This is a genomic window from Beijerinckia sp. 28-YEA-48, assembly GCF_900104955.1.
Classification (GTDB): Bacteria; Pseudomonadota; Alphaproteobacteria; order Rhizobiales; family Beijerinckiaceae; genus Terripilifer.
In genome coordinates this window covers 2,315,693-2,329,871 of sequence record NZ_FNSI01000001.1, presented here as the reverse complement: position 1 = coordinate 2,329,871, position 14,179 = coordinate 2,315,693, and the positions used below count along the sequence as shown (strand labels likewise).

Sequence of the window (14,179 nt, the reverse complement as noted above, 5' to 3'; positions counted from 1 at the left end):
TCTTCGTCCTCAGAAGGATTTAGAGAGGAGCTCCCAATGGCACGTAGCCGTCCCACTATCGCAATCGTTGGCGCCGGCATGGGCGGCCTGGCCGCAGCGGCGACGCTGCGCCAGGTTGGTGTAGACGTTCAGGTTTATGAGCAGGCGCATCAATTCCTGCGCGTTGGCGCCGGCATTCAGATGCTGCCGAATGCATCGCGCGTCTTGCGCGGCATCGGCATCGAAGAGCGTCTGCGCAAGATCGCCTTCGAGCCCTATTCGCATTTGAACCGCGTTTGGGATACGGGCGAAATCAAGCGCGAACTGCCGATGCCCGAAAGCGCCTATGGTGCGCCCTTCCTCTGCATGCATCGCGCCGATCTGCATGAGGCGCTGGTCTCGACCCTGCCGTCCGACATTATCCACCTCAACAAAAAGCTGGTCGGCCTGGATCAATCGGGCAAGGGCGTTACGCTCGCCTTCGCCGATGGCAGCAAAGCGCAGGCCGATGCCGTGATCGGCGCCGATGGCGTTCATTCGTTGGTCCGCAGTCTCATCGTCGGGCCGGATGCGCCGATCCATAAGGGCCGCATCGCCTATCGCGCCGTCTTCAAGAGCAATTTGATGAGCGGCGAGATCGCGCCGTCACGCACCAAGTGGTGGGGGCCGGATCGTCACATCGTGATCTATTACACGGCGGCCGATCGCAGCGAGCTCTACTTCGTCACCAGCGTACCTGAAACAACCGAATGGATGACCCAGGAAAGCTGGTCGACCAAGGGCGATGTGCATGAATTGCGCGCTGCTTACGAAGGCTTCCATCCCGAAGTGCGCATGGTGCTCGAAGCCTGCCCGGACTGTCACAAATGGGCGATCCTCGAACGCGAGCCTCTGCCGTATTGGAGCGTCGGTCGCGTCGCTTTGATGGGCGATGCTTGCCATCCGATGACGCCCTATATGGCGCAAGGCGCGGCGACCTCGATCGAGGACGCGGCGGTCCTCGCGCGCTGTCTTGATGGCGTCGACAACGATGATATCGAAGGCGCTTTCCGTCGCTACGAGGCCAATCGCAAACCGCGCACGTCGCGCATCCAGGAAATTTCGAGCGCCAACACTTGGATGGCGCAAGGCAATGACGATCCGTCCTGGCTCTACGGCTATGACGCCTGGAATGTGCCTCTGGTGGACGCCGACCAATTGACGATGGCGAGCTGAGCGCAGCCAACGACCATTGCTCGACGCGACGCGGGGCTAAGCATCCGCGTCGCGTCGACGATCAAGTAACGTCGACGACGATATGAATAAGCGGAGCAGCAGAGTCCGCATGTATTGCCGCCGTCTCGATCTCATCAGACGAGAAATGCGGGAGTGAACAATGCAGGCTCAGGCCATAGTGTCGGACATCGCGCCGACGGCCGGTGTTGATAAGACGAGCATCGATCAATCGCCCGAAGCGGCGCGCCTCATCACCCGATTTGAACATATTCCGTTCTCGCCCTGGCATCGGCGCTCGCGCATCCTCATGGGCTCGGCGACTTTTCTTGACGCCTTCGACGCCCTGTCGCTTGCTTTCGCCATGCCGATCCTGGTCAAGCTCTGGCAGTTGAGCCCGGTTGACGTGGGCTGGCTGATCGGTGCGAGCTATGTTGGGCAGTTGGTCGGCGCGCTTTTCTTCAGCCGCTTCGCCGAGAGCAGGGGCCGTATCCCCAGCGCTGCGATCGCGACCGCGATCATGTCGGTGATGGGGATTGTCTGCGTCTTTGCCGGCAGCCTGCCTTGGCTCTTTGCTTGCCGCTTGGTGCAGGGCATCGGCGTCGGGGGCGAAATGCCAGTCGCGGCCGCCTACATCAGCGAACTCTCACGGGCGCGCGGACGGGCCGCTTTTTCATCCTCTACGAATTGCTGTTTCCGATTGGCCTTATGACGACGGGACAAATCGCGACGTTCTTGGTTCCGGCGTTTGGCTGGGAGGCTCTGTTTCTTGTCGGCGCCGTGCCGGGTTTGATGGTGGCTCTGGCTCTGTGGCGCCTGCCGGAATCGCCGCGCTGGCTGATCAGCCGCGGCCGTCTTGACGAGGCGAAGGTCGTCATCGCTCAGGCTGAAGCGAGCGCGGCCCGGCGCTTTCCTGGTTTCGAACCGTTGAAGGGCGACGCGATGCCAGCGCTCAACGCCGTGCCGCCGCAGCTCAGCGGGGCCGTTGCCGAGACGCGTTGGCGTGAACTGCTTTCGCCGCTCTATCGGACGCGCACGCTGGTGGCTTGGGCGCTTTGGGCGTCCGCCTTTTTCGTCGCCAACGGTCTCAACAATTGGATGCCGACGCTCTATCACACGGTCTATGATCTGCCGTTTAAAGACGCCTTGCGCGCGGCTTCCCTCACCAATGTTGCGCAGGTCGTGGTGCTCCTTGTCTGCGCCTTTTGTATCGACCGGATTGGGCGGCGGAATTGGACAGTGGGCTTTTTCGTATTGAGCGCCGCGCTGCTGGGCGTGCTGGCGCTGAATGGGGCCACGAGCGTCGCCGTGGTGATCGTCATCGCCACTCTGGCTTATGGGGCGATCGCCTCGAACAATGCGGTGCTTTATCTCTACACACCGGAGGTTTATCCGACGCGCCTGCGGGCGATCGGCACTGGGCTTGCGACCTCCTGGCTGCGGATCGCCTCCGCCGTCGCGCCGACCTTGGTCGGCATGATCATGGCGCAAGGCGGTGTACGCTGGGTCTTCGCGATGTTTGCGATTGTCGCCGCGATCGGCGCTGTGGCGGCGCTCGGCATGATTGAAACGCGCGGACGCCGGCTTGAGGAGATCGCGTCCTAGAGCAAACCACGTTTCGGTAGAAACGTGGTTTTGCTGAGATCTTTCTATTTGGCGCTCGACGATTTCGTCGAGCTGTGAAACGCCATAAAGAAAATCGCGTCTCGTGAGAAACGCGATTGGGCCGGGGATCTTGGTTTTGACGTGCAGGAAAAGAAAGCCCCGGCCGCTTGCGGTCGGGGCTCAAATATTAGCGCGCTCCGCGCGCTGTGCCGGGCTCGGCTTCAGGATCGACCAAACGCACGACATTGTTGGGCGGAGCCGCCGGCGCATGTTTCGAAGAGAACTGGGCCCGTTGCCGCGACGGATCCATGGCCGCCACCAGCGCTTCCAGAACGCCGTCGATCTGCGCCTTGGTGTGCGAAGCATTGAGGAAGAAGCGCAGCCGGGGCTTGTTCTTCGGCACACCGATCTGGACGATCGGCGGCACGTAATAGCCCGCCCGCAGCAGCGCCCGTCCGGCGATCATCGTCTTCTCCGACGTGTCGAAGATGATCGGAATGACGCCTTCCGCGATCGCATCGCCGATATTGAGGCCGAGCGAGCGAGCCCGTTCAGCGAAATAGCGGCTGTTCTCGCGCAGCTTGTCGATGCGCCAGGTTTCACGCGAAATGATGTCGAGCGCCTCGCGCACGGCGGCGGCGACCGATGGCGTCAAGCCGACGCTGTAGACGAAGCCGGGCAGGGTGAAGCGCAGCCAATCGATGATGATCTGCTTGCCGCCGATGAAGCCGCCGCAGCTGACGAAAGCCTTCGACATGGTGCCGACAACAAGATCGACATCGCTCATATCGAGGCCGAAATGCTCGGTGATGCCGCGGCCGGTCTTGCCGAGCACGCCGATGGAATGCGCCTCGTCGATCATCAACCAAGTGTTGTAGCGATTGCGCAGCTCGAGGAACTTCGGCAGGTCCGGCACATCGCCGTCCATGCTGTAGAGCCCCTCGATGAGGACGAGCACGCGGCGGAAATGGCTGCGCTTCTCCTTGAGGATTTCCTCGAGGCGCTCCATGTCGTTGTGCGGAAACTCAACGATCGTGGCGCGCGACAGGCGCGTGCCCATGACCAGGCTGTTATGGGCGAGGTCGTCGATCAGGATCAGGTCGCCCTTGGTCAACAGGTGGCCGACGAGCGTGATATTGGTGCCGTAGCCGCTGACCATGGCGATGGTGTCGTCGACACCGATGAAAGCCGCCAGATCATATTCAAGGGCACGGTGGCAGGTGCGTTCGCCGCCGACCAGGCGGGACCCGCCGACACCCACGCCGAACTCGTTGATCGACTGGATCGCCGCCTTGCGGATGCGTTCGTCCTCGGAAAGGCCGAGATAGTCATAATTGGCGAATGTGGTCAGCTCGTCGCCGCGCGAGCGAAAGTCGGACCGCAACCGGTCCAGAGGGGCGAAATAGGGATGGTCGTATCCGATGACCGAAAATCCGGCCAGTTTCATGCGACGGCGGGCATATTCTTCCAGGTCGGAACTTACCGAATCCATTAGGCGTCTCTAGTTCGAGGCAGGATCAGCACGCATAAAATCGAAAGCGAACCAAATTGCGGCTAATTCTCAAAACACTAAGCGACTTAAACGTAACTCGGGCGTGCCGTCTACCGGATGACTACGATGGTTGTAATTGTCTCGGCGCGCGCCCTCGGGAATGTCGTGGTGAAGCCAATTGGAAACAGCGCCAAATCGACCAAGCCAAGACCGTCCGAAATGATCAGTGTATCGTTGTAACATTCTGATAAATATAAAAATAATAGGATGGTTTTCGTGCCTTGTTCGTGCGCCGAGCCGCATCATTGCGCGACAACGGTCAGAGGACGGACGTGAAAAACGCCCGAGGCGCGTGCGTCTCAACTTTTCTATAATCTCGTTGGGATCCGTGAACCTGAGGGGTTCACGGCTTGTCGCGGCGCCGACTCACTGGTCAATTTATATCGTATATTGATATAATCAGGATAGGAATTGGTTCGTGTAGAGGGTCTCCGGCTCGCCGGGATCACCGATATTATTGGACCGCAAGGCATCGACGCCGCTCCGCCAAAGCTTGGGCACGTTGCGCAGCAGGTTCTCCCGGCCTTCCGATAGCCAGAGCCGGTCCGCCGTCACCTTCTCCACCGCCACCAGGGCCTCGATGTCGCGGATGCCCGGAATCTCAAAATTCTTGGCGGCGCGCTCGAAAATCGGCCGCAGCGGCTGGGTCATGATCTCCTCGGCCGAGGCGCGCATGGCCGTCATGGCGCGCTTGAGCACCTCCGGCCGCGCTTCGATGATCTGGCGGGTGGTGACGTAGCACTGGCCAGGCATTGGCGCGTAGCGGTCGGTCGACCAGGCGATCACCTCTTCCTTCAACCGCTCCAGAGCCACCACCACCTGGATCGAGGCGATGAAACAGTCGATGCGGCCCTGTTTGATCAGCTGCACCGCGCCGGGGCTGTTGCCGGAGACCTCGCGCTTGACGTCATCCTTCTTCAGGCCGGCCTTCGCCAGGATGAGATCGAGAAACACATCGGTCGTGCCGGAGACGGAGACGATGCCGACGGTTTTGCCTTTCAAATCCTCGGCCTTCTCGATCGGCTTGGACTTGAGGCTGATCATGTGGAAGGTCGAGCCTTGATACATGGTCGCGATGGAGACGAGCGGTGTCTTCGTCGTCGCGACGGCGCGCATGACGTCGATGCCGGAGGCGCGAATGAAATCAACCTGCCGGGTGATGAGCTGCTGGATCGGCTGCGACGTGCCTTGTCCACCGAGCAATTTAGCGTCGAGGCCCTGGGCGGCGAAGTGGCCGCCGGAAACCCCATTCATCAGCTCGATAAAGTCGGGAATGAAACCAAACGGCGTCATGATCGTCAGGGATTCGCGCGCCTGGCCGCGCACGATGCCCGGAAAGCCGGTCACGGCGGTCGCCGCAAGCGCTGCGGAAGCCTTGATCAATTGGCGGCGGTTGGTCATCTCATCTCCGGTGTTCTTACCTGCGCCGATTGGCGCTTTGACGTCCCGCCGCAAGTTGTCCTATCGATAGGACAAGGTCAACCGCCGGGAGTTATTTCAAGCCGTGAAAGCTGATAGCGAAGTTATCGTCGTGGGGGGCGGGCCTGTTGGATTGTGCACGGCGCTGCTGCTTGCCCGTTCCGGCATCACAGTGCGGATTTTCGAGGCAGAGGGCCAGGTCAATGAGGATCTGCGTGCGTCGACCTTCCATCCGCCGACGCTGGACATGCTGGAACAGCTCGATGTGACGAAAGAGCTTCTGGCGCAGGGCTTGATCTGCCCGGACTGGCAGGTCCGCCTGCACCCAACTGGCGAGCGCGCTGTTTTCGATCTATCGGTTCTTGCGCCTTACACGGGCCATCCCTACCGCCTGCAGGTTGAGCAGTGGAAGCTGTCGCAAGTGCTGTTGGCGAAGCTGCAGGCAGAGCCCAATGCGAAAATCGAGTTTGGCGCACGTGTCGAAAGCGTCACTGAGAATGGCGATCATGTCGAGGTGCGCGTGGAGATGGCGGGCGGCAACGAAACGTTCCGCGCGCCCTTCGCTGTCGGTGCCGATGGTTCGCGCAGTCTGGTGCGCCGGACGATGGGGATGAGTTTCGAGGGCGAAACGTATCCGGAGATCACGTTGCTCGTCACCACGCAATTCCCCTTCGAGGATCATCTCGAAGGGCTGTCGAACGTCAGCTATTGCTGGAAGAAGGGGGGCAATTTCAGCCTGCTGAAAGTGCCGGGCCGCTGGCGTGTCTCGATCTACCCGCGCGAAGATCTGCCGATCGAGGAACAGCTCGGCGATAAGATGCTGCGCCAGAGCATGGACGATATCCTGCCGCGCGGTGATGCCTGGGAGCTGGGCGAGAAGCGCGACTATCGCGTCCATCAGCGCATTGTGCCGCGCTATTACAACGGTCGCCTGGCGCTTGCAGGCGATGCGGCCCATCTCAATTCACCGTCCGGCGGCATGGGCCTGAATGGCGGCCTGCACGATGCCTTCGAACTCGCTCGCGCCTTGAAGGACATGCTGCATGGTGGCGCGCCGCTGGAACGGCTCGATCTCTACGATCGCCGTCGCCGCCCGATCGCGCGCGATCAGATCCTGGCCCAGGCCGACCGCAACCGCGCCCGCATGCGCGAGAAGGATCAGGACCGGCGCCTCGAAATGCTGCACGATTTGCAGAAGATCGTCGCCGATCGCGAACAGCTCACCGATTATCTGCTGAAGTCCTCGATGATCGACGGCTTGCGTCAATCGGCGGCGATCAACTGATACAATCACAGTGCGATCAGGAATTCGGAGTAGAACAATGAGTGTTGAATATGGTCCGAAGGGCGTGATCGGCGTGCTGACGCCGCAGGCCAACACCACGGTCGAACCGGAATATGCGATCTTGACGCCACCGGGCTATGCCTTCCTCAACGCCCGCCTGCTCAGCCCGCACAAGACCATCGAAGAGCGGTTGGTCGATTATTTCGCCACTGTGCAGAATTATACGAACCAGTTCGCCAATGCGCCGATCGGCGCGCTCGCTGTGGCAACGACGGGCATGTCCTATCTCGTCGGCAAGGAGGCGGAGGACAAGAAGCTCAGCGAGATGTCCGCGGCGCTTGGCATTCCGGTGATGACCGCGGCGACCTCGGTTTGCATGGCCCTCGACGCCCTGGGCGCCAAGCGCATCGGCCTCATCTCACCTTATGACGGCAATCTCGATGCGGCATCGACGCCGTATTGGGAATCGCGCGGTTATACGGTGGCGGCGAAAACCAAAGCCTCTCAGGCCACGGGCGAGAGTTTCCATCCGATCTACAGCCTGCCGTCGGGCGCGGCGCAGCAGGCGCTCGAGGCGATCGCCGACGACTCGCTCGATGCCATCGTCATGCTCGGCACCGGCATGCCAACCTTCGGCCCCATCGCGCGCACGCCCTTCCTCGGCCGCACGCCGGTGCTCTCCTGCATGTTCGCGCTGATCTGGGCCAATGTCGTCGCGCTTGATGGCGGCAAGCCGTCGGGTGACGATTTGCTGAAGTGGCTGAAGGGCACATGGTGGCGTGAGCGTATGAACGCGCCGGCGATTTGATCGAGTTTAGAGCTTTGCGGTTATCAGTTTTGAAGCCGAAGCCTTTGTGTCATCCCGGACACGCGAAGCGTGATCCGGGAGCCAGGGGCCCGAGGCTCGATCCCGCTAGCGGAGGGCCGCGTTGCGGTAATAGATAACACGGCACTCTAATTATGGCCCCTGGTTCCCGGGTCGCCTGCGGCGCCCGGGATGACACCAAGATTGAGCGTGTCATTCTCGACGCACCGTAGGTGCGCGCGGAAATCCAGAGCTGACAGACCGCAGTCTAACCCTGTTTCGCCGGCTGTGCCCAAGGCCGCGACTTGCTGTCGGCAGCATTGAAAGTCTTGATCTGCGCCGCATAGGAGCGGGTCATGTCGACATCGTCCCAGCCATTGAACAGCTGCTTCTTCCAGTCGGCGCGAATGGCGAAATCAAAGACGCGATTGCCGGCGACGATCTGCTGGCGTTCGAGATCGACACGGATACCGCGCCCCTCGATCACGGTCGGTTCGTTGAGTAGCAGCTCGATATCGGCTTCGCTCAACACCGCCGGCAACAGACCGTTCTTGATCGAATTGGCGGCGAAGATGTCGCCGAAGCTCGGCGCGATGACGCAGGTGATGCCCTGGTCCACCAGCACATAGACGCCAGCTTCGCGCGATGAGCCACAGCCGAAATTCTTGCGCGCGATGACAATGCCGCAGGTGGCATAGCGCGGGTCGTTCAACGGAAAATCTTGCCGCAGTTTGCCGTCGCTATTGCGGCGCAGGTCATGAAACAGGAATTGCCCATAACCGGCCGAGCGTGGCGTCTGCATGAAGCGCGCCGGGATCAGCTGATCGGTATCGACATTGGTCAGGCCGAGCGGGCAGGCGGAGGCGTCGAGCGTGGTGAAGGGCTTCATGGCTGGCGCCCTCTCGTCAAAAGTCGTGGGTCAGTGAGATGCCCGGTCACGGCGGCGGCAGCGACCATGGCGGGCGACATCAGATGGGTGCGGCTGCCCTTGCCCTGGCGGCCTTTGAAATTGCGATTGGTGGTTGAAGCGCAGCGCTCGCCGGAGGGCACCTCGTCGCCGTTCATGCCAACGCACATCGAACAGCCGGGGCCGCCCCATTCAAGCCCCGCATCGGTGAAGATGCGGTCGAGCCCTTCCTCTTCCGCTTGCCGTTTGACGGTGCCCGAGCCCGGTGACACCAGGCCTGGCACGATGGCATGTCGGCCCGCCAGAATGGCGGCGGCGGCGCGCAGATCCTCGATGCGGCTGTTGGTGCAGGAGCCGATGAAGACGCGGTCGATCGGGATGTCGGTCAGCGCCATGCCGGGCTTCAGGTCCATATAGGCCAGCGCATCGCGCAGGGCCTCGGCCTTCGTCGGGTCCGCTTCCAGCGTCGGATCGGGAATGCGCGCGGTGATAGCGGCGGCATGTTCGGGGCTCGTGCCCCAGGTCGCTGTTGGCGCGATGTCGCTGGCATCGAGCACGATTTCGCGGTCGAAGACGGCCTCGTCGTCGCTCGCCAGTTGACGCCAATCGGCGACGGCCGCGTCGAAAGCTTCCCCCTGCGGCGCATAGGGGCGTCCGCGCAGCCAGGCGAAGGTGACATCGTCAGGCGCGATCAGGCCGAGGCGAGAGCCGGACTCAATCGACATGTTGCACAGGGTCAACCGCCCTTCGATCGATAGGTCGCGCACGGCGCTGCCAGCATATTCGATGGCGCAGCCTTGCGCATAGCCGGTGCCGATGCGCGCGATGATCGACAGGGCCATGTCCTTGGCTGTCAGGCCCGGCGCCAACTTACCCTCGATCCGCAACCGCATGCGCTTCGGCCGCGATTGCCAGATGGTCTGCGTCATCAGCACGTGCGCCACTTCCGAGGCGCCGATGCCAAACGCATAGGCGCCGAGAGCGCCATGGGTCGATGTGTGGCTGTCGCCGCAGACGATGAGCAGGCCGGGCAGGGTGATGCCGAGCTCGGGCGCCACCACATGGGCGATGCCTTGCTGTGGGTGGCCCTCGCCAAAACAGGTGATGCCGTGCAGCGCCGCATTGTCCTGCAACTGCCGGATCATCCGGCGCGTATCGTCGGGCTGCACCGCACCGGCCCGCGTCGGCACGTAATGGTCGGCCATGGCGAATGTCAGGTCGGGTCGCGCCACCGGCACGCCGCGCGCCTTGGTATAGGCGAAACCGTGATGGGAGCCCTCGTGGACGAAATGGCGGTCGACCCAGAGCAGGCAATCGCCATCGTCGCGCTGGACGATGGTGTGGGCATCCCAGATTTTGTCGATAATGGTGCGTGGCGCGCGGCTGTTCATGGGGCTCCCTTAGAGCATTTTCGAGCGAAGTGGATACCGGTTCGCGTGAAGAAAATGCGTCAAAAAAACCAGAGCTCGGTTCTGATTCCATCAGAACCGAAAAAGCTCTAGCACGGCATGCGGGACGCGGAAACGCGCTTCGCGCTAAGCTGGCCGCGACTCGAAACTCCAATCTAGGTATTCCAAGGCGGACATTCCATGGCATCAGCATTCGCGGACCCGACAAAGACGGCGCTCCTGATCGTCGACTTGCAGAACGATTTCCTGCATCCGCGTGGCGCCTATGGTCGCGGCGGGCAGTCGTCGCCCGAAATCGCCGCTTTGCCGGCCCGCATCGCCCCGCTTGCCGCGGCGCTGCGGGCGAAAGGCGGCGTCATCGCGGCGACCCAGTTCACCCTGGTGCCGGGCCGCGGCGGCGAGCCGATTATCTCACCGCATCTGAAGGAAATCCGCCCCTTTCTCGCCAAGGGTGATTTCGCGCCGGGCGGCTGGGGGCAAGCGGTCGTCGATGAATTGCAGCCGATCGATATCCTGATCGAGAAAGTCGCCTATTCGGCTTTCTACATGACACGGCTCGAATGGGTGCTGCGTAAAATCGGCATCGAACATCTGATCGTCGGCGGTATCGTCACCAATGGCGGCGTGGCATCGACCGTGCGCGACGCCCATGTCCGCGATATCCCCGTCACCGTCTTGGCGGATGGCTGCGCTGCTTTTTCCCAACAGGTGCATGATGTGTCGATCGAAGCGCTGCGGCCTGTGGCTCGGATTGCCAGCATTGGCGAGATCCAGGCTTCGCTCCCATCGTGACGAAGGATGATTTCAATCCGCATTGTTGATGGTTTGAGGCGGGTTTTGAAACGTTCCAACGGAGAACGCACAACTTGAACCGGGGCGGCGGCAAAGCTAGTCTTGTGGCCAAGCACAGGTCCGCATCGCGGCCACGCCTAGGGAGAGACTGAAATGGCAAGAGTTGTTCTAGGGATAGGCATGTCGCACAGCCCGCTGCTGGCGCTGCCGGGCGAGCGCTGGGTCGAGCGCGGCAACGACGACCGCGCCAATAAAGGTCTCAACACGATCGACGGCCGTTTTGTTGATTACGACACCGTCAACGCCACGGTGAAAGATCGTTACGCCGACATCGCCGTGACCGACACCTTCGTGCGCCAGGACAAAGAGGCGCAGGACGCGCTCGATCGTCTGGCCGATGATTTCGCGCGCCTCAAGCCGGATGTGGCGGTGATCGTCGGCGATGATCACTATGAGCTGTTCAGCCCGGCCAACATGCCAGCCATCGCTATCTATCATGGCAAGGAAATCCTGACGCATGAGGCCGACAAGCACGATGAAGGTAGTTGGCGCAACACGGTTGCCGCCATGTATGCCATGGACGAAGTGCACAGCTATCCGGCGCATGCGGAGCTGGGCGAAAAGCTGATCGAACAATTGGTCGATCGCGATTTTGACATTGGCTCTTCGGCGCGGGTTGATGATCCCAAGACGCTGGGCTTCGGCCATGCCTATGGCTTCGTCGCCGAGCGCATCTTCCGTGGTCGCGAAGTGCCGATCGTGCCGGTGATGCTCAACACCTATTTTCCGCCCAACGCGCCGACGCCGCGCCGCTGCTACAATTTCGGCATGGCGTTGAAGGAGAGTCTCGAGGCCATTCCGATGGATCTGCGCGTTGCCGTTATCGGCTCCGGCGGCCTGTCGCATTTCATCGTCGAGGAAGAGCTTGATCGGCAGATCCTCACTGCGTTGGAAAATCACGACGGGGATGTGCTGCGCAACATCCCCGTCAATGCCCTGAAGAGCGGCTCGTCGGAAATCCGTTGCTGGATCGCCGCCGGTGGCGCCTTCCGTGGGCTCAAGCACCAATGGTCGGAATATGTGCCGGCCCGCCGCACACCTGCGGGAACCGGCATCGGCCTTGGCTTTGCTGCCTGGTATAACGCTTAACTGCCGAAAGTCTCGGCGGTCCACCGACGAATGGAACGTCCGGCCAGCTTGCGGCCGGGCGTTTCGCTTTCGACGAGCGCACGGCCGTGATGGTCGCCGCGATAACGCAGCTTCTGCTTGCCGCGTGACGGAATGGCGTTGAAGATCGTCTCGCCGTCGGCGGGGAACAGCGCGTTGTCGCCGGTATATTCGATCTGCAGGCAAGGCTGTTCGATCGACTTCGCCGTTTCATAGACATTGGCGCGCGATGACAGACCGGACCAGGTCGAGAGCCAAGCCTCCGGCGTGCAGAAGCGAGCAAAGCCCATGGCGCCATAGTTGGAGGTGAAGGGATCCTTGCCCCAGAGCGATCCGACCGCCCGGTCGGAGGGGTCGAGTGAGATATCCCAGCAGCGCAGTTCCGCGTCGGTTCGCCAGACGGTCATCACTTCCGAATGGGCGCCGCGCACCCGGTCGGCTGTCGAACCGCCATCCTTGGCGCGCTTGCGCGCCGCCAGCCGCTCTTCGATCAGGCTTTTCGCCGTTTCGTCGAGCCGTTGCACACGGGCACGCTGAGCCGCGCGGTAGCGCGTGATGAAATCGGGGGCGTAGTGAGAGCCCGCGGGGCCATCGCGATAGCCGTTCTCCGGATTGAGGAAGTCGAGCGCCGGATCACTGCGCAGCGGATCGTGCTCGTCGATCACGGCCGGGTCGATGGCGTTCATCAGGAGCATGCCTTGGCCGGGATGCGGCGACACCAGAATGACGCCATCCGCCTCGGGCATGGATAGATTGGCGAGTTTCACCGGTCGCCCGCCTGGCGTCTTTGTCAGGCGTCGTTCGGGCGCCAGCAGCGATTGCTGATTGTAGAAGGCATAAAGGCTGGAGCCGCCGGAATTGCCGATGAGAATGATCTTCTTGAAGCCGCTCGCGCGCAGAAAATTCAGGCCCGCGGCGACATCGATCAGCGCCACTTCATGCTCAAGCCGCAGATCGTTGCCGACCGAGCGCGAGGTCTGTGTCCAAACGTTGAAGCCGCCCTCCAACAATTCCGGCACCAGATAATGGGTCGCCAGGAATTCGCGCGGATGCATGATACACAGCACCACGTCGGACGCGCCGGCGCGAAAGAGAAAGCCATTGACCGCCGCTCCATCAGCCGTGGCCAGGGGATGGACGCTGACGCTGGCACCAGGCGGCAGATGCGGCATTGTCCAGCCCGCGTTGCGAAAGCCCGCTGTTTCTTGATCTGACATAGAATTGCCTCTTTGCGTTACGGCTTGTTCCTTACGGCTTGGCCGCTACCTTCTCGAAAATGTCGATGTCTTCGCGCCATTGCGTGAGAAGCGACGCCAGACTGAGAACGTCCTTGCCGTTTTCGCGCGACCGGCGGATGGAATTGACGGCCATCTCGGCCATGATGTTGGCGATGTCATCGGCGCTCTTGCGGCCGTCGTCGGAAAACCAGAAGGCCGACCAATTGCACATGCCGAGGATCGCCAGGGCCGCCATATGCGGATCGACCGGGCGGAACTCGCCCTTGGCGACACCGGCCTCGATGACGCGGGCGAAGGCGGTCAGGATGCCGCGCTTAGCGGTATCTTGAACCGCGCGCGCCTTGTCGGAGAGATAGTTTTCCGTCCGCAGCAACACGCGAAACTCGACCGGGTGCTGCATGATCCAGCGCGCCTGCGCCATGACCATCTGGTGCAGGCTGGCCGTCGGCGCCTCGCCGGAGCGCGCGCCGATCTGAGCCGAGCGCTTCAGCGCGCCGATGGTGATGTCCTCGACCAGGGAGGACAGGATCTCGTCCTTGCTGCGGAAATAATAATAAAGCGCCGGCCGGGTGACGCCGATCTCGTCGGCGATGTTTTGCAGGCTCGTGCCGGCAAAGCCGTTGGTCGCGAACAGCCGTGACGCTGCGGTCAGAATGGATTGCCGCAGCAAAGCCTTGCTGGCGGGAACTGCCGCCGAGGCGGCGGGCGAGGAGTTTTGGGGCAAGGAATTTTCAGGCTTGGCATTGCGGGGCAAGGCGGTCTTCCTGGCGGCTGTCCCGGGGCAGTCCTCGGGGTGATTTGACGGTATT

At 61.9% G+C, this 14,179-nt stretch carries 13 protein-coding genes; 7 read left to right on the top strand and 6 right to left on the bottom strand.

Features of this window, described 5'->3' with window-relative positions; translation table 11 throughout:
* The first annotated feature begins 36 nt into the window (after positions 1–36).
* The 3 genes from BLW50_RS10985 (at position 37) to BLW50_RS31040 (ending at position 2,796) form a co-directional block, all read left to right on the top strand.
* A complete protein-coding gene (locus BLW50_RS10985) occupies positions 37–1,194 on the top strand; it encodes an FAD-dependent monooxygenase (RefSeq protein WP_090701717.1) in 1,158 nt (385 codons plus the stop codon).
* Between the two features lie 160 nt (positions 1,195–1,354).
* The gene (locus tag BLW50_RS31045) at positions 1,355–1,903 is read left to right on the top strand and encodes an MFS transporter (RefSeq protein WP_244544207.1); all 549 of its coding nucleotides are present in this window, start codon (positions 1,355–1,357) and stop codon (positions 1,901–1,903) included.
* Entirely contained in the window at positions 1,900–2,796 is an 897-nt protein-coding gene (locus BLW50_RS31040) for an MFS transporter (protein WP_244544206.1), read from the top strand. Before BLW50_RS31045 ends, BLW50_RS31040 begins: the two co-directional genes overlap by 4 nt.
* 187 nt (positions 2,797–2,983) lie before the next feature.
* Here BLW50_RS31040 and BLW50_RS10975 read toward each other — a convergent pair whose 3' ends face one another.
* Together BLW50_RS10975 and BLW50_RS10970 are read right to left on the bottom strand one after the other, a co-directional pair.
* Entirely contained in the window at positions 2,984–4,288 is a 1,305-nt protein-coding gene (locus BLW50_RS10975) for an aminotransferase class I/II-fold pyridoxal phosphate-dependent enzyme (RefSeq protein WP_090701713.1), read from the bottom strand.
* A gap of 459 nt (positions 4,289–4,747) precedes the next feature.
* Entirely contained in the window at positions 4,748–5,749 is a 1,002-nt protein-coding gene (locus BLW50_RS10970; RefSeq protein ID WP_090701710.1) for an ABC transporter substrate-binding protein, read from the bottom strand.
* A 103-nt stretch (positions 5,750–5,852) separates the two neighbouring features.
* On the opposite strand from BLW50_RS10970, the gene BLW50_RS10965 reads away from it, so the two are divergent.
* Positions 5,853–7,052, top strand: a complete 1,200-nt coding sequence (locus BLW50_RS10965) for an FAD-dependent oxidoreductase (protein ID WP_090701708.1) — start codon at positions 5,853–5,855, stop codon at positions 7,050–7,052.
* 37 nt (positions 7,053–7,089) lie between these two features.
* Positions 7,090–7,860, top strand: coding sequence for a maleate cis-trans isomerase family protein (locus BLW50_RS10960; RefSeq protein WP_090701704.1), 771 nt, complete (start codon positions 7,090–7,092; stop codon positions 7,858–7,860).
* Positions 7,861–8,125: 265 nt separating this feature from the next.
* Here the strand turns inward: BLW50_RS10960 and leuD are convergent, their stop codons facing one another.
* Entirely contained in the window at positions 8,126–8,746 is a 621-nt protein-coding gene (gene leuD / locus BLW50_RS10955; protein ID WP_090701701.1) for a 3-isopropylmalate dehydratase small subunit, read from the bottom strand.
* The gene (gene leuC / locus BLW50_RS10950) at positions 8,743–10,155 is read right to left on the bottom strand and encodes a 3-isopropylmalate dehydratase large subunit (RefSeq protein WP_090701699.1); all 1,413 of its coding nucleotides are present in this window, start codon (positions 10,153–10,155) and stop codon (positions 8,743–8,745) included. The genes leuD and leuC overlap by 4 nt, the downstream gene beginning before the upstream one ends.
* Positions 10,156–10,353: 198 nt before the next feature.
* On the opposite strand from leuC, the gene BLW50_RS10945 reads away from it, so the two are divergent.
* Both BLW50_RS10945 and BLW50_RS10940 read left to right on the top strand, forming a co-directional pair.
* Positions 10,354–10,965, top strand: a complete 612-nt coding sequence (locus BLW50_RS10945) for a cysteine hydrolase family protein (RefSeq protein WP_090701697.1) — start codon at positions 10,354–10,356, stop codon at positions 10,963–10,965.
* Between the two features lie 153 nt (positions 10,966–11,118).
* Positions 11,119–12,114 (top strand): DODA-type extradiol aromatic ring-opening family dioxygenase, encoded by a 996-nt coding sequence (locus BLW50_RS10940; protein WP_090701694.1) that lies wholly within the window; start codon positions 11,119–11,121, stop codon positions 12,112–12,114.
* On the opposite strand, the gene BLW50_RS10935 is transcribed toward BLW50_RS10940, so the two are convergent.
* Together BLW50_RS10935 and BLW50_RS10930 are read right to left on the bottom strand one after the other, a co-directional pair.
* Entirely contained in the window at positions 12,111–13,349 is a 1,239-nt protein-coding gene (locus BLW50_RS10935; RefSeq protein WP_090701690.1) for an alpha/beta fold hydrolase, read from the bottom strand. The two genes, BLW50_RS10940 and BLW50_RS10935, sit on opposite strands and share 4 nt — an antisense overlap.
* A gap of 31 nt (positions 13,350–13,380) precedes the next feature.
* Positions 13,381–14,124 (bottom strand): TetR/AcrR family transcriptional regulator, encoded by a 744-nt coding sequence (locus BLW50_RS10930; RefSeq protein ID WP_139267571.1) that lies wholly within the window; start codon positions 14,122–14,124, stop codon positions 13,381–13,383.
* Between the last annotated feature and the right edge of the window lie 55 nt (positions 14,125–14,179).

Bases quoted from the DNA above. Each gene is read 5' to 3' on its own strand.
- leuD (WP_090701701.1), bottom strand. From the start codon at position 8,746: ATGAAGCCCTTCACCACGCTCGACGCCTCCGCCTGCCCGCTCGGCCTG.
- BLW50_RS10985 (WP_090701717.1), top strand. From the start codon at position 37: ATGGCACGTAGCCGTCCCACTATCGCAATCGTTGGCGCCGGCATGGGC.
- BLW50_RS31040 (WP_244544206.1), top strand. From the start codon at position 1,900: ATGACGACGGGACAAATCGCGACGTTCTTGGTTCCGGCGTTTGGCTGG.
- leuC (WP_090701699.1), bottom strand. From the start codon at position 10,155: ATGAACAGCCGCGCGCCACGCACCATTATCGACAAAATCTGGGATGCC.
- BLW50_RS10940 (WP_090701694.1), top strand. From the start codon at position 11,119: ATGGCAAGAGTTGTTCTAGGGATAGGCATGTCGCACAGCCCGCTGCTG.
- BLW50_RS10945 (WP_090701697.1), top strand. From the start codon at position 10,354: ATGGCATCAGCATTCGCGGACCCGACAAAGACGGCGCTCCTGATCGTC.
- BLW50_RS10935 (WP_090701690.1), bottom strand. From the start codon at position 13,349: ATGTCAGATCAAGAAACAGCGGGCTTTCGCAACGCGGGCTGGACAATG.
- BLW50_RS31045 (WP_244544207.1), top strand. From the start codon at position 1,355: ATGCAGGCTCAGGCCATAGTGTCGGACATCGCGCCGACGGCCGGTGTT.
- BLW50_RS10960 (WP_090701704.1), top strand. From the start codon at position 7,090: ATGAGTGTTGAATATGGTCCGAAGGGCGTGATCGGCGTGCTGACGCCG.
- BLW50_RS10970 (WP_090701710.1), bottom strand. From the start codon at position 5,749: ATGACCAACCGCCGCCAATTGATCAAGGCTTCCGCAGCGCTTGCGGCG.
- BLW50_RS10975 (WP_090701713.1), bottom strand. From the start codon at position 4,288: ATGGATTCGGTAAGTTCCGACCTGGAAGAATATGCCCGCCGTCGCATG.